This window comes from Mycolicibacterium sp. 624 (assembly GCF_040548615.1).
In the GTDB taxonomy this organism is placed as follows: domain Bacteria; phylum Actinomycetota; class Actinomycetes; order Mycobacteriales; family Mycobacteriaceae; genus Mycobacterium.
Genome location: NZ_JBEPRZ010000009.1, coordinates 294,110 through 319,086, shown reverse-complemented (window position 1 = coordinate 319,086; position 24,977 = coordinate 294,110). Strand labels below are relative to the sequence as shown.

Here is a 24,977-nt window from a genome sequence, read left to right as displayed (position 1 = left end):
CGGGCGTGCAGAGACGCCGATCGGGGGTCAACCACCCGTCGGTTTGGGTTTAGCCGAATTTTCGCGTGGGTAAAACAAGATCACGCGCCGTTGGGGCGCAGAGAAATGGAGGCCAATCATGCGAGGACTTCTCGGCGTAATTGTGCTCGTCTGGTTGCTGATCGGTGTGGTCGCCGCCTATCAACGCGACTACTTCAAGACGGCGGAAAACAGTTGCGGCACAGCGGGGACCATCGCGCTCACCGTGGTGGCAGGCCCGCTCAATTATGCGGGCGTCAACCCCAAGGTGACGGATTGCAACGTTCCAGAGCCCAGCCAGTGACCGACCGGTCCTGAGCCTTACAGATTGATTACGAAGGGGATTTAACCATGATTGCCATTGGCGTGATTCTGCTCATTCTCGGCCTGATCTTCTCGGTGCCGATCCTGACCTACATCGGCGTCGTCGCCCTGGTTATCGGGGCGGTGTTCTGGATGCTCGGCGCTGCCGGGCACGCGGTGGGTGGCCGCAAGGTCTGGTATTAGCCGCGCGGAGCGGACATCATTGCCGCCACCGTCATTGCGCGCAGCACTGCGCGGGATGACGGTGGCGGTGTCTGTTTGACGCTGTGCGATACGGAGTTGATCAATCCGAAGCTGGCGTGCGCCATGAGCCGTGCGTCGTCCTCGCCGAGCGCGTCATCGAATCGGCGCAGGACGTCCACCCAGATCTCCACGTACTGACGCTGTGCGCGGCGAACCTGACGCTCGGCCGGAGCGGGCAGCTGTCCGAGGTCGCGGTCCTGGATCCTGATCAGATCGGACTCGCCGAGCGCGAAGTCGAGGTGGAAGTCGATGAGGCCGTGCAGCGTGGTCTCCGCGTCTTCGCCGCGCGCCACAACCTCGGTGGCACCTGCGAGCAGCCGGGTACTGATACCGACCAGGATCTCGACGAGCAGCGCCTCCTTGTTGGGGAAGTGGCGGTAGATCGCCGGTCCGCTGACACCTGCTGCGGCACCGATGTCCTCGAGCCGCACAGAGGTGAACCCGCGCTCGGCGACGAGGTGTTCGGCGGCCGCGATCAGCTGGCTGCGACGGTCGGATTTGGCTCTGCTGCGGGGTGTCTCGACCGTGCCGTGGTCGGCTGACCCGCTGGGCGTGTTCGACACGCGAATCTCCTGACCCGTGGTGGACATTTCAGTTAATCGTTACTAACATCCTACGAGTTAGTCTTCATTAACTCAACTGAATGGGTCCACGATGGCAACGCGGGCATCTCATCGCGAGCAACACCTGGAGCTGGTGGCGCAGTTGCGCACCAAGCTCTCGGCCGCCGCACTCGGCGGCCCCGAGCGCGCCCGGGAGCGTCACGTCAGCAGGGGCAAGCTCTTGCCGCGCGACCGCGTCGACGGACTGCTCGACCCCGGCTCGCCATTTCTGGAACTCGCGCCGCTGGCCGCCAACGGCATGTACGACGACGAGTGCCCGGGGGCGGGAATCATCGCCGGCATCGGCCGGGTGGCCGGGCGCGAGTGCATGGTTGTCGCCAACGATGCGACCGTCAAGGGCGGTACCTATTACCCGCTGACGGTCAAGAAGCATCTGCGCGCACAGGAGATCGCAGGCCAGAACCGGTTGCCCTGCGTCTACCTCGTTGACTCCGGCGGGGCGTTCCTGCCGCGTCAGGACGAGGTCTTCCCCGACCGCGACCACTTCGGCCGCATCTTCTTCAACCAGGCCAATCTCAGTGCCCGGGGCATACCGCAGATCGCGGCGGTGCTCGGATCCTGCACCGCCGGTGGCGCGTACGTGCCCGCCATGAGCGACGAGGCCGTCATCGTGCGGAACCAGGGCACCATCTTCCTGGGTGGGCCGCCACTGGTGAAGGCCGCCACCGGCGAGGTGGTGTCGGCCGAGGATCTGGGCGGCGGCGACCTGCACTCCAAGGTCTCGGGTGTCACCGACCATCTGGCGCATGACGATCGCGACGCGCTGCGGATCGTCCGCCGCATCGTCGGCACACTCGGGCCGCGCACCGCGACACCGTGGGATGTCGCGGAGACAGTAGATCCGATCGCCGATCAGACCGAGCTGTACGACGTCGTGCCCATCGACTCACGCGTGCCCTACGACGTGCACGAGGTGATCACGCGCATCGTCGATGGCGGCGAGTTCCAGGAGTTCAAGGCCGAGTACGGCACCACGCTGGTCACCGGATTCGCGCGCATTCACGGCCATCCGGTGGGCATCGTGGCCAACAACGGTGTGCTGTTCGGCGAGTCGGCGGTCAAGGGCGCGCACTTCATCGAGTTGTGCGACAAGCGCTCTGTGCCACTGCTGTTCCTGCAGAACATCGCCGGCTTCATGGTCGGCCGCGACTACGAGGCGGGCGGTATCGCCAAGCACGGTGCCAAGATGGTCACCGCCGTCGCCTGTGCCCGGGTGCCGAAGATGACCGTGGTGATCGGCGGCTCGTACGGGGCCGGCAACTACTCGATGTGTGGGCGCGCCTACTCGCCGCGGTTCCTGTGGATGTGGCCCAACGCGCGCATCTCGGTGATGGGCGGTGAACAGGCCGCGTCAGTGCTCGCGACGGTGCGCGGTGACATGACGCCCGAGCAGGAAGAGGCGTTCAAGGCGCCGATCCGCGATGAGTACGAGGCGCAGGGAAATCCGTACTACTCGACGGCCCGGCTGTGGGATGACGGTGTGATCGATCCAGCCGACACGAGAACCGTTGTCGGACTAGCCCTGTCGGTGGTGGCACAGGCTCCCTTGGAGCCGGTGTCCTACGGCGTGTTCAGGATGTGACAGTGATGACATTAACTTCGCAGACCGCCTTTGACACCGTCCTGGTCGCCAACCGCGGAGAGATCGCGGTCCGGGTCATCCGCACCCTGCGTGCCATGGGAATCCGCTCGGTGGCGGTTTTCAGTGACGCCGACGCCGGGGCCCGCCACGTCGCGGAGGCCGATGTGGCGGTGCGCCTCGGACCGGCACCGGCACGACAGAGCTACCTCGACATCTCCCTCGTGGTGGCCGCCGCGCGTCGAACCGGCGCGCAGGCTGTGCACCCCGGCTACGGATTCCTCTCGGAGAACGCCGAATTCGCCGCGGCCCTGAAGGCCGCGGGTATCACGTTCATCGGGCCGCCGGTGGGTGCCATTGAGACGATGGGCGACAAGATCGCCGCCAAGGCCGCCGTGTCAGCGTTCGATGTTCCTGTGGTTCCCGGTATCTCACGCCCCGGCCTCACCGATGACGATCTGATCGGCGGTGCGGCAGAGGTTGGCTTCCCGGTGCTGGTGAAGCCGTCCGCCGGTGGCGGTGGCAAGGGCATGCGCGTGGTGCACCAGGCCTCCGAACTGCCGGCCGCACTCGTCAGTGCGCGTCGCGAGGCGGCCTCCGCCTTCGGTGACGACACCCTGTTCCTCGAGCGGTTCGTGTTGAACCCCAGGCACATCGAGGTTCAGGTCCTCGCCGACGGCCACGGCAACGTCATCCACCTCGGGGAGCGCGAGTGCAGCCTGCAGCGTCGCCACCAGAAGGTCATCGAGGAGGCACCCTCGCCGCTGCTGGACCCCGAGACGCGGGCCCGCATCGGTGCGGCCGCATGCGCCACCGCCCGTAGCGTCGACTACACCGGCGCAGGCACCGTGGAGTTCATCGTGTCCGCCGACCAGCCCGACGAGTTCTTCTTCATGGAGATGAACACGCGCCTGCAGGTCGAACATCCGGTGACCGAGATGGTGACCGGCGTGGACCTCGTCGAACAACAGGTTCACATCGCGGCGGGTCACGTGCTGGCGATCAGCCAGGACGACGTCGTGATGACCGGGCACGCCATCGAGGCGAGGGTGTACGCCGAAGACCCCGCCCACGACTTCCTGCCGACTGGCGGTGACGTCATCGATGTCGTCGAACCCTCCGGCGCCGGCGTGCGTGTGGACTCCGGCATCTACCCGGGCACCGTCGTCGGCAGCGACTACGACCCGATGCTGGCCAAGGTCATCGCCCACGCCGCCGACCGGCCCGCGGCGCTGCGTGCGCTGGACCGCGCCCTGGCCGACACGGCGGTCCTCGGCGTGACCACCAACATCGACTTCCTGCGGTTCCTGCTGGTCGACCCGGATGTGATCGCGGGACGGCTGGACACCGGGCTGCTGGACCGTCGCACGCCCGACTACGTCGGTGTTCACGCCAGCGATGACGAACTGATCGCCGCCGCCGCCGACAGGTGGCTGCGCCGCTGGACAACCCGCGGCGATGACCTGTGGGACGTGCCCACCGGTTGGCGGATGGGCGATCCCGCACCCACCACAGCGCGATTGCGCTCAGGTGACCGCACCGATCACGTCCACATCACCGGTGTCCCCACCGATGCGAGCGCGCGGGTCGAGGACGGCGAGGGCCGTTCGCTGACAGCCACGCTCGACGGGCGCACACTGGTGGTGACCCTGGACGGTCTGCGTACCGAGTACGTGGTCGCCGAGTCCGGTGATCGGGTCTGGCTGTCGGGTGAGCGCAACGTCGCCGTCGAGGAACTGCGCGAGGCCCCGGTGCGCCCCGACGACGAGCACAGCGGCGACGCCGAACTCGTCAGCCCCATGCCGGGTTCGGTGGTCGCGGCCGGAGTCGAGGACGGGGCGACCGTCACCGCCGGCACCGTCGTGGTCACCGTCGAGGCCATGAAGATGGAACACGCGCTGTCATCGCCCGTCGATGGCGTCGTCGAACTACACGTCGCCGTCGGCGACCAGGTCAAGGTGGGCCAGGTCCTGGCCCGGATCATCGCAGAGGAGACCACGTCATGACCGAATTCCTTTCCACAGGATCGCTGCCCGACCACTACGACCAACTCGCAAAGACCGTCCGCGACTTCGCCCAGTCGGTCGTCGCGCCGGTGGCCGCCAAGCACGACCGTGAGCACTCGTTCCCGTACGCCGTTGTCGAGGGCATGGCCGACATGGGTCTGTTCGGGTTGCCGTTCCCCGAGGAGTACGGCGGTATGGGCGGCGACTACTTCGCGCTGTGTCTGGCGTTGGAGGAGCTCGGCAAAGTCGACCAGAGCGTGGCCATCACGCTGGAGGCCGGTGTGTCACTGGGCGCGATGCCGGTGTACCGCTTCGGAAACGACGAGCAGAAGCAGGAGTGGCTGCCGCTGTTGGCCAGCGGTAAGGCACTCGGCGCGTTCGGTCTGACGGAGGCGGGCGGCGGCACCGACGCGGGAGCCACGAAGACCACCGCCAAGCTCGACGACGGACACTGGATCATCAACGGCACCAAGCAGTTCATCACCAACTCCGGCACCGACATCACCAAGCTGGTCACGGTCACCGCCGTCACCGGTGAGTCCGGTGGCAAGAAGGAGATCTCCTCGATTCTGGTGCCGGTGCCCACCGAGGGTTTCACCGCAGAACCGGCCTACGACAAGGTGGGTTGGAACGCATCGGACACCCACCCGCTGTCCTTCGACGACGTGCGGGTGCCCCAGGAGAACCTGCTGGGCGAGCGCGGCCGCGGTTACGCCAACTTCCTGCGCATCCTCGACGAGGGGCGCATCGCGATCGCTGCGCTGTCGGTCGGTGCCGCGCAGGGCTGTGTCGACGAGTGCATCAAGTACGCCAAGGAGCGGCAGGCCTTCGGTGCCGCCATCGGCACCTATCAGGCCATCGCCTTCAAGATCGCGCGGATGGAGGCCCGTGCTCACGCCGCGCGTGCCGCCTACTACGACGCCGCGGCGCTCATGCTGTCCGGCAAGCCATTCAAGAAGGCGGCCGCAGTGGCCAAGCTGGTCGCCAGCGAGGCCGCCATGGACAACTCCCGGGACGCCACCCAGGTGTTCGGCGGCTACGGTTTCATGAACGAGTACCCGGTGGCACGCCACTACCGAGACAGCAAGATCCTCGAAATCGGGGAGGGCACCACGGAGGTCCAGTTAATGCTGATCGCACGCGAGGCCGGCCTGTGACCGACGCCGAGGGGACCGCGAAGAAGGTCATCGTCCAGCGGGGCCTGTGGTTCGAGGAGTTCGAGACCGGGGTGCTGTATCAGCACCGCCCGGGTCGGACCATCACCGAAGCCGACAACGTGCTGTTCACCACGCTCACCATGAACACTCAGGCGCTGCATCTCGACGCCGCGTTCTCCGATGCGCAGCCGCCGTTCAACCAACGTCTGGTGAACTCGATGTTCACGTTGTCCACGCTGGTCGGACTGTCGGTGACGCAGCTGACCCAGGGCACCATCGTCGGCAACCTCGGTTTCAGCGATGTCGCGTTCCCGAAGCCCCTGTTCCACGGCGACACGATGTACGCCGAGACCGAGGTGACCGACAAGCGCGAGTCGAAGAGCCGGCCGGGGGAGGGCATCGTCACGTTCTCTCACGTCGCGCGCAACCAGCACGGTGACGTGGTGGCGACCGCATCGCGAAAGACCATGGTGCGCAAGCGCCCCGCCGAGGAAGCCGGAGACGCCTGATGGCATTGACGCACACGGGGCCCGGCTGGTTGTTCTGCCCCGCCGACCGGCCGGAACGCTTCGCGAAGGCGGCGGCCGCGGCCGACGTGGTGATCCTCGACCTCGAAGACGGCGTCGCCGCCAAGGATCGCGAGGCCGCCCGTGCCGCGCTGATCGACACACCGCTCGATCCTGCTCGCACCGTTGTGCGGGTCAACCCGGCGACCACGCCCGATCACGCGCTCGACGTCAAGGCGCTGACTCGCACCGACTACACCACGGTGATGTTGGCGAAGACCGAGTCCGCGGACCAGGTGCGCTCGCTGGCGCCACTGGACGTCGTCGTCCTGGTCGAGACTCCGCTGGGCGCACTGGCCGTCACCGACACCGCGCGTGTCGACAACGCGTACGCGGTGATGTGGGGTGCCGAGGATCTGTTCGCCTCCACCGGTGGCACGGCCAATCGCTGGCCCGACGGCAGCTACCGCGATGTCGCCAAGCACGTCCGCTCGCAGAGTCTGCTGGCCGCCAAGGCCTTTGGGAAGATGGCGCTGGACTCGGTGTACGTCAACATCAAGGACCTCGACGGACTGCGCGCCGAGACCGATGACGCGGTGGCGGTCGGATTCGACGCCAAGGTGGCCATTCACCCCACCCAGGTCGCCGTGATCAGGGCCGGGTACGCCCCGTCCGATGAGGAGATCGAGTGGGCGCGCGCCGTTCTGGAGAAGGCGCGCGCCGAGCGTGGCGTGTTCCAGCACGACGGCCAGATGGTCGATATGCCGGTGCTGCGGCGCGCTGAGCGCATCGTCGCGCTCGCGCCGGGGAACTGACCGGCGCCGCTACTTGCGCTTCGCCGCCGCCAAACGTGCTGCGAACTCAGGGGATTCGATAGAGATAGCCTGCGGGCCGATCTCGACGTCCACGGCGGTGCGGTGCTGATCGACGTCGACCGTGCCCGGATTGGCCGTCGCGCGCATCGATGCCTTGGTGGCCAGGACCACCTCGCGAGGCGCTGAGGCGGGACCGGCGGCGAGTTCCTTGGCTGCCGCGACCGGATCGTCGGAAACCTGCAGCGCCAGGCCGTACCGGACCGCCGCGTCGGCGTCGAAACGCATGCCGAACAGCAGCGACGCCCGTGCGACCTGCGGGCCGACGGCGCGCTGCAGCATCCACGTCGCGCCACCGCCGGGGTGGATGCCGAGCTTCTGGAACCGCGGGTCGAACAGGGCGGCCGGGCCCGCGATGCGGACATCGGCGGCCAGCGCCAGGTTCAGGCCGGCGCCCACGGCGGGGCCGTTCACCGCGGCGATCGTCGGCAGCGAGCAGTCCGCCAGGGCGAGGAATCCGTCGTAGATGACACGCAGGCCGTCCTCGGTGGCGGAGCCGAGCGCGCTCAGGTCGGCACCCGCGCAGAAGGCCTTACCCGCGCCGGTGACGATGAGGGCGTGGACGTCGGGGTCGTCCTCCACGGATTCGACCGCGTTTCGCAGGGCGGCGGAGATCTCCGAAGTGACGGCGTTTCGGCGGTCGGGATCGTTGATCGTGATGAGGGCGACGCGGTCCTCGACCTGCGTCAATACGAGATCAGACACCATCTCAGCCTAGCGGTGCATCACGAGGGAGCAGTATGGCGGCATGGACATCTCCTCGTGCACAGCTCTTGTCACCGGCGCCAATCGCGGGCTCGGTCGGCACTTCGCGTCTGAACTCCTGCGCCGAGGCGCTCGGGTGTACGCCGGCGCGCGCGACCCCGCCTCGGTCGACGTGGACGGCGCCATCCCCGTGGCGATCGACCTGGCGGATCCGGCATCGGTGACCGCGGCGGCCGAGGCCGCCGGGGATGTCACGCTTCTGGTGAACAACGCTGGCATCTCGCTCGGTACCGACTTCCTGACCGCCGATCTCGACGACGTGCGAAAGGAGATGGACACCAACTACTTCGGCACCCTGTCGGTGGTGCGCGCATTCGTGCCCGTCATCGAGCGCAATGGCGGGGGCGGCATGCTGAACGTGTTGTCGGTGCTGTCGTGGCTGAGCATTCCCGACAGCGGCGGGTACTGCGCGTCGAAGTCCGCGGCCTGGTCGATGACCAATGCGCTGCGGGTCCAGCTCGCCGGCCGGGGGATCACGGTGACGGGACTGCACGTCGGCCTGATGGACACCGACATGACCGCCGGCATGGACGGACAGAAGAGCGATCCCGCTGATGTCGCCGCGCTGGGGATCGACGCCGTCGCGGCCGGCGCCCACGAGGTCCTGGCCGATGACGTGAGTAGGCACGTGCAGGCGGGCCTCGCCGCGGGGGTGCCCGGCGTGTACCCGCAGTTCGCCTAGTGATGGCGGGGTAGCTCGCCGACCATCAGTACATCTATTTCTGAATACAGAAAATGATGTACTGTTGTGCCATGCAGACCCTGCAGCACACTGATGCCCTGGCGAGGTTCGGTCACGCGCTGTCCGATTCGACGCGCACGCAGATCTTGTTGAACCTGCGAAAGGGCGGGCGGTACCCCTCGGAACTGGCCGACGACATCGGCGTCTCGCGCCAGATCCTGTCCAACCACCTCGCCTGCCTGCGGGGGTGCGGTCTCGTCGTCGCGGTGCCCGAGGGTCGTCGCGTGCGGTATGAGCTCGCCGATCCGCGCATCGGGCACGCACTCGATGACCTGCTCGGCCTGGTGCTCGCCGTCGATCCGAGCTGCTGCGCCGAGAGCGGCTGCACCTGCTGATGGCCGCGGAACTCGGAATGCCCGGCCTGAGTTCGGGGCCGACCGCGGAACGTCGGCGGCTGCTGTCCCGCCGGATTCGGCTCTTCGTGGCGGCGACCATCACGTACAACGTCATTGAGGCCGTCATCGCACTGACCGAGGGTGCGCGGGTGTCCTCGACCGCGCTGATCGGTTTCGGTCTGGACTCCGTCATCGAGGTGTCGTCCGCGGCCGCGGTGGCGTGGCAGTTCGCCGGCAAGGACCCCGAGTCTCGCGAGAGGGTCGCGCTGCGAATCATTGCGTTCTCGTTCTTCGGGCTCGCCGCCTATGTCACCGTCGACGCCATCAGATCCCTGCTGGGCGTGGGCGAAGCTCGGCACTCGGCGGTCGGGATCGCCTTGGCCGCAGTGAGTTTGGCGATCATGCCCGTTCTGTCGTGGGCGCAGCGCCGCGCCGGGCGCGAACTCGGGTCGCTGTCCGCCGTCGCCGACTCCAAGCAGACCCTGCTGTGCACCTATCTGTCGGCGGTCCTGCTGGCCGGGCTGCTGCTCAACAGTCTGTTCGGCTGGTCCTGGGCCGATCCGATCGCCGCGCTGGTCATCGCCGTCATCGCGGTGAAGGAGGGCATCAACGCCTGGCGGGGCGAGACCTGCTGTGCGACAACCTGTGAGTGATTGACCTACGGCACCTGGGGTTTGATATCCTCGATGATCCACTGCGCGTAGTCCAGGTATTCGTCGACGGTCCGGACTGGCGGCAGGGGGACAGCGCTCACGGTGACTCCCTGCTCGGCCAGCCAGCCGAGGCGGTGCACGATCTCCTGTTCCGACATCCCCGGGCGAACGTCAGGATGGTCGACGACCTCATGCCCCTCGCCGACCATGGGTGTCGAGATACCGTGCATCACGTCGAACGGTCGGCCGTCGTAGGTGGGCTGGGACTTGATGAAATCGATGCGGTCGGCGATCTTCTCCGGCGGAGTCAGGAATGCCCACCAGCCGGAGGCGAATCGCGCAGCGCGTTTGAGCACGACGTCGGCGTCGCCACCGACCCAGATCGGGACGTGCGGTTTCTGAGCGGGTTTGGGGGCGAAGGCGACGTCGTCGAACGACACGTACTTGCCCTGGAACGACGGTGAGTCGCTGACCCACAGTTCGATCATCGCGGCCAGGTACTCGTCGGCCATCTTGCCCCGCTCCCGGAACGGCACGCCGAGCAGTTCGAACTCGCGCTCGAGCCAGCCGACGCCGACGGTCACCATCATCCGTCCGCTGCTCATCCAGTCCGCGGTGGCCAGTGCCTTGGCGAGCATGATCGGATTATGCAGGGGCAGAACGGTGACGCAGGAGTTGACGCGGATCCGTGACGTCGCGCCCGCGATGTAGGCCTGGGCGGCTGTGGAGTGCATGTAGTGCGCACCGGACAGCTCGACATGCGAGTTCGGTATCAGGAAGTGCTCGGGGACCGCGATCATGTCGTAGCCCCACTCGTCGGCGCACTTGATCATCCGCGTCTGATCGGCGCCTGTGACGGCCAGTTCCCACGGCTGCATCATCGCCTTGAGTTCCAGCATGTGGGGGAGGTTGAACGTCAGTTGCACTGTGCATCGCGCCTCTGAATATCGTAGTCAGTCAGTCTCATTCGGGCAGTCCGATGGTCTTGATGGCGAGGTACTCCGTGTAGCCGAGGTCGCCGTTGCGATAGCCGAGACCACTCTGCTTGGTGCCGCCGAACGGGCTGCCGATGCCGAAGTGGGACTTTCCGTTGATGGTGACGTTGCCGGTGCGCATCCGCGACGCCACCGCCAGCGCCCGATCCACGTCGGCGCTGGAGACCTCACCGGACAGACCGTAGATGGTGTTGTTGGCGATCGCGATCGCCTCGTCGTCGGTGTCATACGGCGTGACGGTCAGCACCGGCCCGAAGATCTCCTCCTGGGCGACCTGGCTGTCGGGGTCGACGTCGGCGAGCAGCGTGGGCTGGGTGTAGTAGCCGACGGGAAGGTTCTCCGGAATGCCGCCACCGGTGATGAGGCGCGCGCCAGAGTCGATGCCACTCTTGATCAGGCCGAGCACCTTCTGGCGTTGGACGTCGCTGATCTGTGGCCCCTGCATGATGCCGGGCGTCCACGGGTCGCCGACGGGGAAGTTCTCCATCGACGCCTTCAGGATGGCCAGCCCTTCGTCATACCGGCTGCGGGGCAGCAGAATCCGGCTGGGCAGAATGCAGCTCTGGCCGGACATGACGCACGCCATCATCGCGGCGAGCGGCAGCGCGGAGTTGAAGTCGGCGTCGTCGAGCACGATGTGTGCGGACTTCCCGCCGAGCTCCAGCAGCGTCTTCTTCACGGTCGGGGCGCCGGCGGCGAGGATGGCGCGCCCGGTCGCGGTGGAGCCGGTGAAGGTGATCATGTCCACCCGCGGGTCCGCCGAGAGGGCGGCGCCGACCTCGTTGGCGTTGGACACCACGACGTTGAACACGCCGGCCGGGATGTCGGTCTCCTCGGCCACGATTCGGCCGTACTCGCTTCCGGACCACGGGGTGAGCTGGGCGGGCTTGAGCACCACGGTGTTTCCGGCCATCAGGGCGGGGATGGTCTCGGCGATGTTCAGGTAGAACGGCACGTTCCACGGGGTGATGGCGCCGACGACGCCGACCGGTTCGTAGTGCAGCCTGCGACGGGCCGGGCCCATCTGAGTGGGGTGAACGCCGGTGTCGACCACATAGTCGAACTTCCTGCCGTGCTCGGCCCAGTGCGTGACCTCCTCGATGGGGCTCTCGATCTGGGAACCCGACACCGTGAGCGGACAGCCGACCTCGGTAACCAGGACGCGGCGCAGCCGCTCCTTGTTACGGTCCAGGGCGTCGTGCAACTGCGTCAGGCAGTGATGGCGGAACTCGACGTCGCGAGACCAGTCGGTGGTGTCGAATGCTCGCCGCGCTGCGCCGACCGCGCGTTCCATGTCGGCGACGGTGCCGTCGGTCGCCTGACCGGCGATCTGCTCGGTGGCGGGGTGGATGACGTCGAACGTCGCGCCGCCGGCGGTGGTGACCAGGTCACCGTCGATGAGCATGCGCGGCTCGCCGGCCAATACGCCGGTGTCACTGTCTACAACAGTCATCCCAGTTGCTCCCGTTCGATTCGATCATCGTGTGGTCGAGACTCTACATATATAGAGAGAATGAGTGGAGCGTTTTCGGAGAATCGGATTTACGTTGGGTGCGAGTCTCGGGACTAGCGAGGCGCCGGGTGGTACTCGGAGGCGACGATGCCCGAGACGACGCCGGACATGATGTCGTCGAGGTGCTCTGCGGATGTGATCGTGCGGCTGCCGGTGGTGAACGAGAGCATGACGCCGCTGATGAACGTCATGAGGACGTAGGCCTGTTCGTCGGTGACGGTGGCGTCCGGGTCGGAACCCGCCGGGCGGTGCAGGCGTACCGCGTCGCGAATCAGGTCGAGGTAGCGGTCGCTGTAGCGCGAAAGGATCGTGGCGAGTGCCGGGTCGCGGTTGGCCTGCAGGACCAACTCGAACCGCACCTTGGTCCTGTGTAGGGATGCGCCGGTTCGTGAGCGCATCACCAACTTCGCCAAGCCGGAGGGCTGCGCGTTGACGGCACCCGCTGTCGTTCGGGTGCGGCCCGGATCGGATGTGGCGGCGCTCAGATCGGCGAGATCGAGTTCGGTGACCCGCTCGGCGACCGCGTGGACCAGTGCCGTTCGCGTCCGAAAGTAGAAGGATGCCGTGCCGTCGGGAACGCCGAGTTTGCGGTCAAGCTTCAGGTGGCTCAAGCCCTTGGACCCGTCCTCGGCCAACAGGTCGATGGCCGCGTCGCAGAGTTCGCGGCGGCGTGCGTCGGGGTCGGGTTTTCTACGCATCTTGTGCGGGCAGTGTAGTCAGCGGGCCTGGGCTCACGCGTTCTCCTGATGCATTTGGGAGGAATTCTCGGGCCCATTTCGGTGTGGGCTCGCTGCGGCGTCTGTTATCGTCACGCCTGACTCTACTTTAGTAGAGTAAGGATTTCCCTGAAATCCCTTGCGCCACAGTCGGAGGTAGATGTTGAGCACCGAGATCGATCTCAGTGGACGGCGGGTTGTCATCACAGGCGGTGGCCAGGGTGTCGGGCGAGGTCTGGCGCTCGCCTTTGGCGCGGCGGGGGCCGAGGTACTCGTCAACGACCTTCGCGCCGAGCGTTCGCGGGCGGTGGTCGACGAGATCAGTGCTCGTGGCGGCGCGGCGGTGTCGGTGCCGTTCGACGTCACCGACTACGGCAGCGTCACGGAGGCGCTGACCGCATCGGAGCCGGTCGACATCCTGATCAACAACGCGGGAAACGCCGGTGCCGAGGGATTCGCCGGTCGGGGCCGATTCGCCGAAACCGAACCCGCGGACTGGGAGTCGTTCCTGCGGGTGAATCTCTACGGTGTTCTGCACTGCACGCGCGCCGTGCTGCCGGGGATGGTCTTCAATGAGTGGGGTCGGATTCTCACGATCGTCTCCGATGCCGGACGCACCGGGGATCCCGGGGGCGCCGTCTACGGGGCGTCGAAGGCGGGGGCTGCCGGGCTGACGCGCTCGGTGGCCCTGGAGAACGGGCGCTTCGGCATCACGGCCAACAACATCTCGCTGGGTACCATGCGCACACCGCTGACCGAGCCGCTGTGGGCCGAGCAGGCGGATTCGCCTCAGGCCAAGGCGATCCTGGCGAACTACGCAATCCGTCGCCCGGGTGTGCCCGATGACCTCACTTACCTCGCCGTGATGCTCGCGAGCGATCACGGCTCATGGATCACGGGTCAGACGATCTGCGTCAACGGCGGGTACTCGCTGACGCTCTAGCTCGCGCACCCGCGCTTCGGGAGTCTAAGTAAGGTGGTCGAATTCGCCACTCACCCAACGGATATGTCGCCGCGCCGCGTTTCGCACAACGTCGTGGGCATCGCGCTCGATGGCGTCGCCGCCGAGCGTGTAGAGGCGGTCAAAGTCAACGGCCTCCAAGTCATCGACCAACCGCTGCACGGTGCCCGCGGACATCGGCACGTGCCGGGGGTAGTTGCGCTGGAACGACAACCAGCCGGGGTCGAGGCTCCCGCTGATGGTGTCCCCGGCGAGCAGACTCCCGTCGGGGGTGAGCGCGACGGCGCTCGACGGCATGTGACCGCCTAGCCGGATGACCCGGAGGCCGGGCAGCGGCTGGACCTCCCCGTCCCAGAACGCGACGACGGGGTCGGGGCGCGGAAGCCATTGTCTGGCAGCTGTGTTGACCAATACCGGCACCTGCCCGAATGCGTGGCTCCAGCTGACCTGGGCGGCGAACATGTGCGGGTGACTTGTGGCGATGACGCTCACCCCGCCGAGGCCGCGCACCAGGCTCTCGATCTCGTCGTCGAGGTAGGCGGGCGGATCCCACAACAGATTGCCGTCCGCGGTGCACACCAGAAACGACCACTGGCCGATACCCAGACGCGGCAGCCGCCGAAAACTGTGCACACCCCGGCCGTGGTCGCGGTGCTCGGTGCTGTGTGGCTGCGCCGCCAACTCATCGAGGGTCAGCCATTGGCGGGTGTGTGGGCCGAGGTCGCCGAGTTCCTCATCGGACACCGGCCCCACATCGAAAACGCAGCCGTCCAGGGGCGGCGCTTCGGCCGAATCAGGGTGTTCCAACCCGCAGCCGTCGCATATCCATGTCGTCATGCCGCCGAGGCTATGACCTGAATCTAGGTTGAGGTCAAGCGCTTCCGGCCGGAACCGACTACCAATTGCTTGGCGCGTAGTCCTTCAGGAAGCAGCCGTGCAGATCCTCGCCCTGCTCACCGCGCACGATCGGGTCGTACACGCGGGCGGCGCCGTCGACGAGGTCGAGTGGGGCGTGGAAGCCCTCCTCGGCCAGCCGCAGCTTGGTCGGGTGTGGACGCTCGTCGGTGATCCAGCCGGTGTCGACGGCGGTCATCAGGATGGCGTCGCGCTCGAGCATCTCCGCTGAGCTGGTGCGCGTGAGCATGTTCAGCGCGGCCTTGGCCATGTTGGTGTGCGGATGTCCCGGCCCCTTGTAACCCCGGCTGAACTGGCCCTCCATCGCCGACACGTTCACCACGTACTTGCGTCGCGCCGACGCCGCGGCCATCGCCGGGCGAAGGCGGCTCACCAGGATGAAGGGCGCGGTCTGGTTGCAGAGCTGCACCTCGAGTAGCTCCATCGCGTCGACCTCGTGCACCCGCTGTGTCCAACTGTTGACCGAGGCGGTGTCGGGCAGCAGGCCACCCGCGTCGATGGCCGTGCCGGCGGCGATGCGCTCCGGCGACGCGCTGCGGGCGGTGAGGGCGAGCTCCATGATGGCGTGTGGTGTCTGATGCTCCGCGAGACTTCCCGCGAGCGCCGCCGGGTGTGCGTCGCTGACCCGGTCGAAGGTGACCACATCGACCTGTGCCAGTTCGGGCGGCGGGGTGCGCTCGGCCTCGATCAGTGCGGCGTAGGAGCCCGGGGCACGCCGCACCGTCTGGGCCGCGTTGTTGATCAGGATGTCCAGGGGGCCCTGTGCGGCCACCGTGTCAGCGAGCGCGACGACCTGAGCCGGATCGCGCAGATCGATGCCCACGACGCGCAGCCGGTGCAGCCAGTCGGCGCTGTCTTCCATGGCGGCGAAGCGACGCACGGCGTCGTTGGGAAAGCGCGTGGTGATCGTGGTGTGGGCACCGTCGCGGAGCAGCCGCAGCGCGATGTACATGCCGATCTTGGCGCGCCCGCCGGTGAGCAGCGCCGTGCGGCCGGTGAGGTCGGTGCGGGCGTCGCGCTTGGCTCGGTTGAACGCGGCGCACGGCGGGCAGAGCTGGTGATAGAACGCGTCGACCACGGTGTAGCGGTTCTTGCACGTGTAGCAGGCCCGCGAGCGCTGCAGCGTGCCCGCGCTGGCCCCGACCGCGGTGGACACCAACGGCAGGCCCTGGGTCTCGTCGTCGATGCGCCCGGGTGCCCCGGTGGCCGTGGCCGCGGTGACGGCGTCATCGGCGGCGGTCACCGCATCCCGCTTGGCGTGGCGTCGGGCCAGCTTGACCGACTTCCACAGCGATGCGGTGGCCCGGCGCACCGCCACCGCATCAGGGTGCTCGGGGGGGAGTGCCTCGATCTCGGACAGCACTTTCAGACAGGTGCTGAGCTGCTGCGGATCGATCTCGGTCACCGCTAAAGGGTACGGGGAGACCCGGCAGTGAATCGAATCTGCGACCTTCGGCGGCCACCGGATTGCCCTCCAGCCGGCTCCACATCAGGCAGCGTCGTGGAAGACCAAGCCCAGGGCGAATCGGGTACCGGATCGGATCACGGAGACGCCGTGCCGCATCGGAGCCGCCGACCACCCGCGGCGGGAGGGGACGGGACGATCACGGGTGGTGAACACCAGACCGTGCCCGTGCGGGATGAGGGTGGCGGTGCCGCGGGACTGCGCGCGGGGGCGTTGTTCGTAGAGCAGGAACTCTCCGCCGGTGTGGTCGATACCCGGCTGGTTCAGGTTGATCACCACCTGTAGCGGAAACACCAACTCGCCGTACAGATCCCGGTGCAGAGCGTTCCAGTCGCCCGCTCGGTACTTGAGCAGGATCGGGGTGGGTTTGGTCTGCCCTGCCGCATGACACTGCTGCAGCCACTCCTCGAGGCTGTCGGGCCAGGGCACGTCACGGCCGAGTTTGGTCCACCAGTCGCGCGCGATCGGCAGCAGCTTGGGGTAGAGCGCCGCCTTGAGTTCGGCGATGGCGTCGGGGAACGGCTCGGTGAAGTAGCGGTACTCGCCCTCACCGAAGCGATACCGACCCATGTGCACCGTTGAGCGGAACCGGTCGTCGTCGGGGTAGAGCGACGCGATCTCGGCGGCCTCGTCGGCCGAGAGCAGCGGCCCGGTCAACGCGCAGCCGATGGCGTCGAGATCGGCGTGAACGCCGGTCCAGTCGACGGCCTCGACGCGGTCCCGCCACGGGCTCATGCCGCGGCCTCCAGGGTGAGCAGCGTGCGTTTGGCCTCCACACCGCCGAGGTAGCCGCCCATCGTGCCGTCACTGCGCACCACCCGATGGCACGGCACGACAACGGGTAGCGGGTTGGTGGCACACGCGGTGCCGACGGCGCGCACGGCCTTCGGGTTACCGGCCAGTGCGGCCACGGTCGCATAGCTGGCGGTCAGGCCGTAGCCGATGTCGGGCAGGTGGTGCAGCACGGTGGCGCGGAACCCGGCCGACAGCCGCCAGTCCAGGGGCACGTCGAAAGCCCTGCGATGTCCGGCGAAGTACTCGTCGAGTTGACGGGCGACGGCGTCGAGGCGGGCCGGGACGAGCAGGATCCGGGGGCTGACCTTGTCGGCCAGTGTCTGCAGGACTCGGTCGTGGTCCTCGCTGGCGTATGCGACGCGGACAAGTCCGCGCTCGGTCGCGGCGAGCAGCAGTCCTCCGACGGGGGTGTCGACGAGTCGGTAGGCGACGTCCAGGATGCCGTCGCGCTGCGCGGCGGCGGCGAGGCGGGCATGCAGCTCGCTGAGTTTGTCGGGGGTGGGGTTGGTGCTCCGCGCCATGTCACGGATGAGGTCGTCGTTGTCGGTCATGGGGTCACTCCTTCCCTGGAGTAGGTGCGTCGAAGTGCGGCGATGCCGTCGGCGGCGGCGCGTCTGGCGGCGGTGGCGGTGCCGCCGAGGATCGCGGCGACCTCGGTGTAAGGCAGGCCGGCCAGGTAGTGGTAGGCCACGGCGTGCCGCTGCTTGTTGGGCAGAGCGGCGAGGGCGTCGGCGAGGTCGTCGTCGCGTTCGGGGCGCTGGGTGCCGGGTGTCTCGGGCAGGGTGTCGGTCGGGATTGCGGCGCGGGTTCGGGTGCGGGTGACGTCGATGGCCTTGCGGTGCGCGATGGTGACCAGCCAGGCCTCGACGTTGGCGTCGGCGGGAAGCTGCGGGTACGCCCTCATCGCGGACAGGAAGGTCTCCGACCACGCATCGTCGGCATCGACCGGCCCGAGGACGGCACGGCACACCCGCAGCACTGTCGGTCCGTGATCGGAGACCACCTTCTCGAAGGGCTGTTGGACTGTCACACGCTGTAGACGCTCCGAGGCCGGATTGTGTGAGGTCCGCTCGTCACCCGGCGTTGCCATCCTGGTCGCCCGGGGTGTCGGCGGGGCCGGGCGCGGGGCGGCTCTCCGAGGTGTCGGCGTCTCCGCCAGACGCCACCTCGAGTGCCATGCTTCGGGACCGCAACCGGCCCGTACCCGTGGGCGGCTGCTCGGTTGCCGGCCGCAGTTTCGTGACGCGGCCGACAGCGCGCCGGAGCCCGGGTGGACCCTCGATCCGGAAGAACGTGCCCACCCGTCCCGAGCCATATCGCAGAGGTGAGCCGAGGAGTTCGCCCATCACCACCCCGGCGCCGATGGCGAGCGCTATTGCGGCCGCTGACAACATCTGAGCGAGACCGCGGTCGAAGTCCTCGTCGACAGCGAACGCGAACACCCCCCGGAAGACCGCAAGCCCCGGCAGCAACGGTGTGATCCCGGCCGTCACGATGACAAGGGCCGGTGCCTGCCTGCGGATCGAGATCATGGTGGCGAAGAGGCCGACGGCGATGGCCGCGACCCCGGTGGCGATGACCGGGCTGAATCCGGCTGCGCCGAGGCCGATGAACACCAGTGCGGCGATCGCGGCCGCGAGTCCTGCGGAGGCCATCGAGCGCAACGGGGCGTAGCTGGCGAGGGTCAGGCACACACCGGCCAGCGCAGCGCCCAGTGTGGCGACGATGATCGGCAGCGGCATGTGGGGCGTGATGTAGGTCTGGCTCACGTCGACGTGCAGTTCGATCTCGATACCCGCCACGGTCACGATCTGGAGGGTGGCGAGGATGCCGACGACGATCCCTGCGGTCAGAAACACCGCGTCGCCCAGCCGGGCAAGAGCGGTGATCATGTACCCGGTCAGCGCATCCTGCATCGAACCGACCAGCGTCAACCCCGCCAGCAGCACCACGATTCCGGTGGCCACGAGGGTGGTCAGGCCCTGCCCGGCGAAGCGGTACATCGCCACAGCGACGAGGGTCGCGATACCGGCACCGACAGCCTGCTGGAAGAAGAACGGGGTGCCGATGCGGTTCAGAAGTCGGCCCAGACGGTCGATGACCGCGGAGGTCACCGCGGCCACGATGCAGGTGAGCCATGTGCCGCCGATCAGCATGGCGATACCCAGGGCGAAGCCCGCCCAGGCCGCGGTCGCGAGCCAGCGAGGGTAGGGGTGCGGCCGTTCCGTGAGCACGTCCATCGCCTCGTGCGCCTGGTTCACCGACACACCGCCCGAGGTGATTCGTTGGATCAAGCGGTCGAGTTCGGCCAGTCGGGTGTAGTCGGTGGACCGGGTGCGCACGGATTGCATGATGGTGACGGGCGGTCGGTCTGCGGTCGGCGGTGCGGACACGATGATGGTGGTGAACGTGATGTCGACGACGCAGTCGATGAGTTCGTACGCCTGAGCGACGTCGTGCGCGGTTGCGACGACATCTGCGGTGCCCGAACCGGATGACAGCATCACCTCGGCGAGACGGATGGTGAGGTCGAGCACCTTGCGGGCGTGCAGGTCGCTGACGCCGGCCGACGTGCGGCGCCGTTGACCGGCACCGGTGGCCGGATCCCGGCGACCGCCGCTGAGCGCCATCCGCAGCCCCCGGCGCAGCCGATCGGTGCCGCCTGATCCATCGTGGTCCATCGCTGCAAACGATACTGATCCGGCGCTGCAATCTGGCCGCGCCCCGCCTGACGTCGACGTGGGTCGCGTCACCCGGCTTCGTCGGCGCGCCCGGGTGATCGGGGTGGTTCACATTTGTGACGGTGCACGTCGAGTGGGGCTTCGCGTCGAACCCGTTGAGCCAGTTGATCTGGACGCTGTACCACCGGAATTGGCATGCCCAGCGGTGGGGGCATGCCAATTCCGGCCGTCATCACATGTTGACGCGCTCGCTCGCGCGGGCAGGGATCGAATCCTCCGACTCAGGAATCCCCGGTGCCCAGCGGTCCGCGCGCGTTAGTGCGGCGGAGCCCCTGGACTGGCGGGTTACCGGTTAGGCGGGCTTGATCAGACCCAGCTGCTGCAGCACGGTGACACCATCGTCGAGGCCGACTTCTTCAACGATGAGGCCGTCGACGACCTTGAGCACCGACGTGCCGGTGAAGCGCATCGTCTTGCCGGTGCCGGCCGGCAGCGCGCCGATCGGCATGTCGTCGAAGGCCTCGCCAGTCTGGGTTCCGCCGCCGATCCACTGCCCGACGACATAGTCGCCCTCGGCGATCAGGTCGGCGGTGGCACCGAACGCCAAGTCCGGGAACGCGGCCCGGAACTTAGTGGCGAAGGCGCGGACCTCGTTGCGGCCCTTGCACGGAGCGTGCAGCGAGTACTCGAACCGGATGTCCGGCGCGGCCAGGGCGTCGATGACATCGGGATTGAAGTCGGCGCCCCAGAACTCGTTGAACCAGCGCCCGACGACGGCCTTGTTCTCTTCGATCGACATGAAAGTCCTTCCCTACGTGTGAATGTGCGGTGCCTCGGGTGGAGGCACTCAGTGGGAAGACGTCCGCGCCGGGCCCAATGTGAGGTCGACGGTGCAGGACGACTTGTGTCGGTCCAAGCCTGGTCTGCTCAGCCGGCGAAGACGTGAACGCAGGCGTGACCGCCCCGAGTGTGCTCAGCTGAACATCGCGCTGGCGCAACGTCCCGTAGGGGATCGATCACTCGCTCATGCTCGTCAGCCGACCTTGCGTTCACTGAGGCGCAGCTGCACGGTCGCAGAGTCTGTCACCGTGATGCCGATGAGTGCCAGGTCCTGCAACCGCTCGTCGGTCACCTGCGACGTCGCATCGTGCACCAGGACGGCGCGATAGTCGCGCTCTGAGGCGTCGAACAGTGTCGCGCGCGGGCAGTTGGGCAGGTTACAACCGGCTACGACAAGCGTGGTGACGCCCCGGTCACGTAAATGCTGATCGAGCCCGGTGCGGTAGAACGCGCTCCACCGAGGCTTGAACACTATGTGCTCGTTCGCGCCGACCTGCTGAAAATGAGACTGCCGCAACAATTCTGGCTCCAGCAGTACAGGACGAGGAAGAAGCTCAGCCGGAATCTGCGAACCGTCCGTGCCGGGTGCGGCGATGTGTTGTCCGGCGAGGACCTGCGCGCGACGAGGAAGGTCGACGTCGTCATCCCCGGGCTCATACAAACGGACGACGTGCACGACCGGTCGACCCGCGGACCGGAATCCCGCCGCCAACTGCGCCATCACCGTCAGCTTCTCGGCCGTTCCAGCGACAGCGGTAGGACCATAGACGAAGTCCGACTGAACGTCGATCAGAACCAGCGCTGAATGCTCCCACTCGGGGGCAACGAAGTCTTCGGAACTCACCAATCGATGATCGCAGAGACCGCCGCGGCGTGATCACGGGATCCGACGCCGGGCGGCCTCCGCTGTGACTGCTTCAGGCCAGCCCTACCACTGGTAGGGGAGAAACTTTCCGTTGAAGGTGACGACGACTCGATCGCCTTGTGGATCCTCGTGTTTCGCGAAGTCCACAGAGAAGTTGATCGCGCTCATGATTCCGTCCCCGAATTCCTCGTGGATCAGTTCCTTCAGGGCTTGGCCGTACACGTCGATGGCCTCGTGGAAGCGATAGACGGTTGGGTCCGTGGCCAGGCCGTCATCGGCGATTCGGTAGGGCTGGCGCTGAAGCGCAGCGATGACCTCAGCGTCGAGGTTGAGCTTCTTGCCGACAGCTTCGGCGCACTCTTTCGGCACCGGGTGCTTGCCGAGCAGGGCCGCGACCGTCCACACGAGCGGTTTGTCGATGTGGTCGGCGAGTTCCCGCCAGGTCAGGCCCTCCGCCAAACGTGTCTCGTTGAGGATTTGACCGGCTTCTTCTTTGTCGATCGCTGTGCGGGACATAAGTACTCCTGGAGTCATAGGTGGAATGCCGCCGACATCGTGGCGCTATGCCTTGGCAGTGTAGGAACGTGCCCCGGAGCCGGCCAGTCCGCCGCCGTCGAAGATCAGGTACTCGTCGCGGATCGTGGTTCCGCCGAAATAGCTCTCCAGAATCTCGCGGGTGCCGGCGGCGTATCGGGTTTGCGCCGATAGTGACGAACCCGAGATGTGAGGAGTCATGCACGCCCGCCCACAGCGAACAGCCCGAAGTTCGGAACTAGCATCGAACCCGTGGAAAAGGCCGGTGTCGACGAGAACATTCGAGTCAGCGGACTGCTCAACGCCCAGGTGAAGGCCGCGCGACTTTTCGACGAGGTCGAGAGCCGGGAGTTGGTGCGCGCCGGCGCGAACACCCTCGACACCGCTCGGGACAACCCGCCCGACCGTGTCATCGCAGGCGACGACTCCAGCATCCGGACGTCACGGGCGAGAATTTGTTCGACCACATCGTCTCCCTGCGAGGGTCACGGCTGGGAGTTCGGCGGCGTGATCGCCGACCACCTCGTTGGCGAGTTTCCACATGAGAAGATCGCCGGCGACGAGATCGATTCCTACATCGCACCGGGGTCGAACCGTCCAATGCGACGAAAAGATCGCTCTGGCAGAGAGTGTCACTGGATCCTGGAGGTCCACCTCGTCGACCGGGACCGCCGATACGGCGGCTTCCATGAGGAACTGCTCGATATTGTCTGAGCGGCCAGCTGGCTCAGCGCCGCAAGAGATCGCGAACGTTGACGCGCGTCAGCGGCGCGAGTTCGATGTCACCCGGCGCCGCCAGGTCGACCCAGGCGATCTCGTCGATTTCTGCCGCTGCGTATGGCTGCCCCTCGACGCTGACCAAGAACAGCTCGGCGTCGACAAGGTGCCCAGGCTCGTTCGCCGCCTCAGCGATGTGCCGGCCGAGTTGCTGAGTCTCCGACGCCGCCACACCGAGTTCTTCGGTGACCTCACGCCGTACGGCTTCGGTGGCGGTCTCACCAGACATGATCTTGCCGCCCGGCTGCATGAATGTCGTCGTTCCGCGCTTGCGGACCAGGAGGACGCGATCATCGGCGTCGACGATAACCGCTGCCGCGACGCGGATGACCTGCCCGGGGTTCGTGTCCGTCACGCGGCCGAGCCTAGCCCGGCTGGTCGCGTAGGCGGTCCGACCTAACGTGTGAACAGCGATAACTCGTTGCCGCGCACCGGATCGAACGGCAGGGTCAGCGAGACGTATCCGTTGCCGGGGTCGCGGACGTAGTCGAGATAGTCGGGTGTGCCGTTCTCGGCGAGGACGAGCGCGTTGGGTTGTAGGTGCGGTTCCAACAGCTGCAGTACAGGGCGATAGAGGCTGAACGCACCGTCGAGGTGGACCAGGTCTATCAAGCCGCCCGCCCCGTCGCGCAGTGTGTCGAGGGCGTCGCCGACCCGGATGTCGACGAAATCGGCCAACCCGGCGGCATTCAGATGCTCTTGTGCCCGAGCGGCCTTGGTGGGCTCGAGTTCCGTGCCGATGACTGTGCCACCGCCGTTGTCGCGGAGGGCACAGGCGAGATGGATCGTCGAGATGCCGAAAGACGTGCCGAACTCTACGACGCGGGTTGCGGTGCGGGTGCGCGCGCAGATGTAGAGCAAGCGCCCGAATTCCGGTGTCACGCTGAGGAAGTTGTCCACCGCTTGGTGATAGAGCCCCTTGTAGTCCTCGGCCTCGGCTTCCAGCACGCCGGTCAACGGGTCGATTCCCGGTTCGGTGTTCTCGAGTAACTCGGCGATGAACGGTTGGTCGGCGATCTCCGCCTCACGGAACAGGCGCTCGAGGACGCCTGCGACGGGTGGGGTGGTGAGTGAGTCCATCAAAGTTAGGTTACCCTAATTTCGGTGGCAGGTGGGCTTCACCCAGAAGCTTTGACCGTGAGCCGGCGCGCGGCTCGCCCCCAAGGGGTATGCCTTTTTTGGTCGTCACCACATGTTGACGCGCGAGGAAAAGGAGTGTCAACCACCCGCAGGGCACATGGGCACCCCTGTCGAACGGGCCGCAAAGTGGGCGCTCATGCTCGGGTGTGGGTCCTGCTAGCCATGCCCCCGGATTCGTGTCTCCGGTGCGTTGTGCTGCGTTGGAGGAGGGGCTGGATTCTGAGTCGTTGTGGTGAGCGGCCTCAGCTAACGGAACTGTCGCCAGAAACGCATCGCCATCGAGGGCGTGCCAGGCTGCTGAAACCTTCAAGTGCTTGGCTGCGCACTAGTGTGGCGCCCCCGGCAGGGATCGAACCTGCGACCAGCCGCTTAGAAGGCGGCTGCTCTATCCACTGAGCTACGAGGGCAGCGGCACTCACCTTAGCCGAGATCGTGCAACCGATGGATGGGGTGTCTCTTACTCTGGGGCTACTCTGGAGCCGATGGCCGCACACCACACGAAGGACAAGGGCGATCTAGGTGTTGCCAAGGCTCACGCCGACTTGGCAAGCCAAGGTTTCACCGTCCTGTTTCCGGCGACGGAGCATGCGCCGTTTGATCTCGTCGCCTATGCGGCTGGAGAGTTTCACCGCCTTCAGGTGAAGTACCGTTCTGCACGCGCGGGCGCCGTCAAGGTGCAGTTCCGGTCAATGTGGGCAGACCGCGACGGTACGCACACGACACCGATGGATAAAGGTGCAATCGACTGGGTCTGCATCTACTGTCCGGAGACTGATGAGTGTTACTACGTCCGGCCCGACGCGCATTGCTCGTCCGTCACCCTTCGTGTTGTGGCCAGCAGGAACGGCCAGCACGTAGGCGTGTTGGAGGCTGCCGCATTTCGCGAGCTTCCACGCCCGATTCCCCGCTGACCTCGATGGGTGTGCACTACTCAATCACGCGCCGAGGTCGTCGGGC

The 24,977-nt window shown here is 66.8% G+C and carries 28 protein-coding genes, 1 tRNA gene and 2 pseudogenes; 13 read left to right on the top strand and 18 right to left on the bottom strand.

Annotated features, from left to right (window positions below; genetic code table 11):
- Positions 1-118 precede the first annotated feature (118 nt).
- Positions 119-322, top strand: a complete 204-nt coding sequence (locus ABIA65_RS30000; RefSeq protein ID WP_241404287.1) for a hypothetical protein — start codon at positions 119-121, stop codon at positions 320-322.
- 47 nt (positions 323-369) lie between these two features.
- Positions 370-525, top strand: a complete 156-nt coding sequence (locus ABIA65_RS29995) for a DUF6131 family protein (protein ID WP_241404288.1) — start codon at positions 370-372, stop codon at positions 523-525.
- Here ABIA65_RS29995 and ABIA65_RS29990 read toward each other — a convergent pair.
- The gene (locus ABIA65_RS29990; RefSeq protein WP_241404289.1) at positions 522-1,148 is read right to left on the bottom strand and encodes an SACE_7040 family transcriptional regulator; all 627 of its coding nucleotides are present in this window, start codon (positions 1,146-1,148) and stop codon (positions 522-524) included. The two genes, ABIA65_RS29995 and ABIA65_RS29990, sit on opposite strands and share 4 nt — an antisense overlap.
- Before the next feature lie 91 nt (positions 1,149-1,239).
- On the opposite strand from ABIA65_RS29990, the gene ABIA65_RS29985 reads away from it, so the two are divergent.
- The 5 genes from ABIA65_RS29985 to ABIA65_RS29965 are packed head-to-tail and all read left to right on the top strand — an operon-like array spanning position 1,240 to position 7,271.
- Positions 1,240-2,790 (top strand): carboxyl transferase domain-containing protein, encoded by a 1,551-nt coding sequence (locus tag ABIA65_RS29985; protein ID WP_241404290.1) that lies wholly within the window; start codon positions 1,240-1,242, stop codon positions 2,788-2,790.
- Positions 2,791-2,795: 5 nt separating this feature from the next.
- Entirely contained in the window at positions 2,796-4,793 is a 1,998-nt protein-coding gene (locus ABIA65_RS29980) for an ATP-binding protein (RefSeq protein ID WP_241404291.1), read from the top strand.
- Positions 4,790-5,950, top strand: coding sequence for an acyl-CoA dehydrogenase family protein (locus tag ABIA65_RS29975; protein WP_241404292.1), 1,161 nt, complete (start codon positions 4,790-4,792; stop codon positions 5,948-5,950). The genes ABIA65_RS29980 and ABIA65_RS29975 overlap by 4 nt, the downstream gene beginning before the upstream one ends.
- Positions 5,947-6,459, top strand: a complete 513-nt coding sequence (locus ABIA65_RS29970) for a MaoC family dehydratase (protein WP_241404293.1) — start codon at positions 5,947-5,949, stop codon at positions 6,457-6,459. The genes ABIA65_RS29975 and ABIA65_RS29970 overlap by 4 nt, the downstream gene beginning before the upstream one ends.
- Positions 6,459-7,271: an HpcH/HpaI aldolase/citrate lyase family protein gene (locus ABIA65_RS29965; RefSeq protein WP_354525818.1), complete on the top strand. Its 813-nt coding sequence runs from the start codon at positions 6,459-6,461 to the stop codon at positions 7,269-7,271. Before ABIA65_RS29970 ends, ABIA65_RS29965 begins: the two co-directional genes overlap by 1 nt.
- Positions 7,272-7,280: 9 nt before the next feature.
- Here the strand turns inward: ABIA65_RS29965 and ABIA65_RS29960 are convergent, their stop codons facing one another.
- Positions 7,281-8,033 carry an enoyl-CoA hydratase gene (locus tag ABIA65_RS29960; RefSeq protein ID WP_241404295.1) on the bottom strand — a complete coding sequence of 251 codons (753 nt, stop codon included), beginning with the start codon at positions 8,031-8,033 and terminating at the stop codon, positions 7,281-7,283.
- A gap of 43 nt (positions 8,034-8,076) precedes the next feature.
- On the opposite strand from ABIA65_RS29960, the gene ABIA65_RS29955 reads away from it, so the two are divergent.
- From ABIA65_RS29955 to ABIA65_RS29945, 3 genes are all read left to right on the top strand, one after another.
- Positions 8,077-8,775 carry an SDR family oxidoreductase gene (locus ABIA65_RS29955; RefSeq protein ID WP_241404296.1) on the top strand — a complete coding sequence of 233 codons (699 nt, stop codon included), beginning with the start codon at positions 8,077-8,079 and terminating at the stop codon, positions 8,773-8,775.
- Between the two features lie 71 nt (positions 8,776-8,846).
- The gene (locus tag ABIA65_RS29950) at positions 8,847-9,170 is read left to right on the top strand and encodes an ArsR/SmtB family transcription factor (protein WP_354525817.1); all 324 of its coding nucleotides are present in this window, start codon (positions 8,847-8,849) and stop codon (positions 9,168-9,170) included.
- Positions 9,170-9,823: a cation efflux transmembrane domain-containing protein gene (locus ABIA65_RS29945; RefSeq protein ID WP_241404298.1), complete on the top strand. Its 654-nt coding sequence runs from the start codon at positions 9,170-9,172 to the stop codon at positions 9,821-9,823. Before ABIA65_RS29950 ends, ABIA65_RS29945 begins: the two co-directional genes overlap by 1 nt.
- A 5-nt stretch (positions 9,824-9,828) precedes the next feature.
- On the opposite strand, the gene ABIA65_RS29940 is transcribed toward ABIA65_RS29945, so the two are convergent.
- From ABIA65_RS29940 to ABIA65_RS29930, 3 genes are all read right to left on the bottom strand, one after another.
- On the bottom strand, positions 9,829-10,749 hold the full coding sequence (locus ABIA65_RS29940) for a TIGR03619 family F420-dependent LLM class oxidoreductase (RefSeq protein ID WP_354525816.1): 921 nt from the start codon (positions 10,747-10,749) through the stop codon (positions 9,829-9,831).
- A gap of 37 nt (positions 10,750-10,786) precedes the next feature.
- Entirely contained in the window at positions 10,787-12,271 is a 1,485-nt protein-coding gene (locus tag ABIA65_RS29935) for an aldehyde dehydrogenase family protein (RefSeq protein ID WP_354525815.1), read from the bottom strand.
- Between the two features lie 113 nt (positions 12,272-12,384).
- Positions 12,385-13,029, bottom strand: coding sequence for a TetR/AcrR family transcriptional regulator (locus ABIA65_RS29930; protein ID WP_241404301.1), 645 nt, complete (start codon positions 13,027-13,029; stop codon positions 12,385-12,387).
- A gap of 178 nt (positions 13,030-13,207) precedes the next feature.
- On the opposite strand from ABIA65_RS29930, the gene ABIA65_RS29925 reads away from it, so the two are divergent.
- The gene (locus ABIA65_RS29925) at positions 13,208-13,990 is read left to right on the top strand and encodes an SDR family NAD(P)-dependent oxidoreductase (protein ID WP_502919635.1); all 783 of its coding nucleotides are present in this window, start codon (positions 13,208-13,210) and stop codon (positions 13,988-13,990) included.
- Positions 13,991-14,014: 24 nt separating this feature from the next.
- Here ABIA65_RS29925 and ABIA65_RS29920 read toward each other — a convergent pair whose 3' ends face one another.
- The 10 genes and pseudogenes from ABIA65_RS29920 to ABIA65_RS29875 all read right to left on the bottom strand — a co-directional run.
- Positions 14,015-14,845 (bottom strand): MBL fold metallo-hydrolase, encoded by an 831-nt coding sequence (locus ABIA65_RS29920; RefSeq protein WP_354525814.1) that lies wholly within the window; start codon positions 14,843-14,845, stop codon positions 14,015-14,017.
- Positions 14,846-14,903: 58 nt separating this feature from the next.
- Positions 14,904-16,328, bottom strand: coding sequence for an SDR family NAD(P)-dependent oxidoreductase (locus ABIA65_RS29915; RefSeq protein ID WP_241404303.1), 1,425 nt, complete (start codon positions 16,326-16,328; stop codon positions 14,904-14,906).
- 84 nt (positions 16,329-16,412) lie between these two features.
- Positions 16,413-17,123, bottom strand: coding sequence for a 2OG-Fe(II) oxygenase (locus ABIA65_RS29910; protein ID WP_241404304.1), 711 nt, complete (start codon positions 17,121-17,123; stop codon positions 16,413-16,415).
- Complete coding sequence (locus tag ABIA65_RS29905; protein WP_354525862.1) at positions 17,120-17,704, bottom strand: methylated-DNA--[protein]-cysteine S-methyltransferase; 585 nt, start codon at positions 17,702-17,704, stop codon at positions 17,120-17,122. The genes ABIA65_RS29910 and ABIA65_RS29905 overlap by 4 nt, the downstream gene beginning before the upstream one ends.
- Before the next feature lie 26 nt (positions 17,705-17,730).
- Positions 17,731-18,213, bottom strand: coding sequence for an RNA polymerase sigma factor (locus ABIA65_RS29900; protein ID WP_241404305.1), 483 nt, complete (start codon positions 18,211-18,213; stop codon positions 17,731-17,733).
- A 43-nt stretch (positions 18,214-18,256) separates the two neighbouring features.
- Positions 18,257-19,864 (bottom strand): threonine/serine exporter family protein, encoded by a 1,608-nt coding sequence (locus ABIA65_RS29895; protein ID WP_354525813.1) that lies wholly within the window; start codon positions 19,862-19,864, stop codon positions 18,257-18,259.
- Positions 19,865-20,216: 352 nt separating this feature from the next.
- Positions 20,217-20,663 carry an ester cyclase gene (locus tag ABIA65_RS29890; RefSeq protein ID WP_241404307.1) on the bottom strand — a complete coding sequence of 149 codons (447 nt, stop codon included), beginning with the start codon at positions 20,661-20,663 and terminating at the stop codon, positions 20,217-20,219.
- Positions 20,664-20,897: 234 nt separating this feature from the next.
- Positions 20,898-21,548: a cysteine hydrolase family protein gene (locus tag ABIA65_RS29885; protein ID WP_354525812.1), complete on the bottom strand. Its 651-nt coding sequence runs from the start codon at positions 21,546-21,548 to the stop codon at positions 20,898-20,900.
- A gap of 84 nt (positions 21,549-21,632) precedes the next feature.
- Entirely contained in the window at positions 21,633-22,085 is a 453-nt protein-coding gene (gene cynS, locus ABIA65_RS29880; RefSeq protein ID WP_241404309.1) for a cyanase, read from the bottom strand.
- Between the two features lie 45 nt (positions 22,086-22,130).
- Positions 22,131-22,304, bottom strand: a pseudogene (locus ABIA65_RS29875) (NAD-dependent formate dehydrogenase); the annotation flags it as partial.
- Between the two features lie 51 nt (positions 22,305-22,355).
- On the opposite strand from ABIA65_RS29875, the pseudogene ABIA65_RS29870 reads away from it, so the two are divergent.
- A pseudogene (locus ABIA65_RS29870) lies at positions 22,356-22,817 on the top strand (hypothetical protein).
- 13 nt (positions 22,818-22,830) lie between these two features.
- On the opposite strand, the gene ABIA65_RS29865 reads toward ABIA65_RS29870, so the two are convergent.
- From ABIA65_RS29865 to ABIA65_RS29855, 3 genes are all read right to left on the bottom strand, one after another.
- The gene (locus ABIA65_RS29865) at positions 22,831-23,235 is read right to left on the bottom strand and encodes an NUDIX hydrolase (RefSeq protein ID WP_354525810.1); all 405 of its coding nucleotides are present in this window, start codon (positions 23,233-23,235) and stop codon (positions 22,831-22,833) included.
- Between the two features lie 41 nt (positions 23,236-23,276).
- Positions 23,277-23,960: an O-methyltransferase gene (locus ABIA65_RS29860; protein WP_241404311.1), complete on the bottom strand. Its 684-nt coding sequence runs from the start codon at positions 23,958-23,960 to the stop codon at positions 23,277-23,279.
- Between the two features lie 391 nt (positions 23,961-24,351).
- Positions 24,352-24,427, bottom strand: a tRNA-Arg gene (locus ABIA65_RS29855).
- Positions 24,428-24,502: 75 nt separating this feature from the next.
- On the opposite strand from ABIA65_RS29855, the gene ABIA65_RS29850 reads away from it, so the two are divergent.
- Complete coding sequence (locus tag ABIA65_RS29850; RefSeq protein WP_241404312.1) at positions 24,503-24,931, top strand: group I intron-associated PD-(D/E)XK endonuclease; 429 nt, start codon at positions 24,503-24,505, stop codon at positions 24,929-24,931.
- Positions 24,932-24,977: the final 46 nt, after the last annotated feature.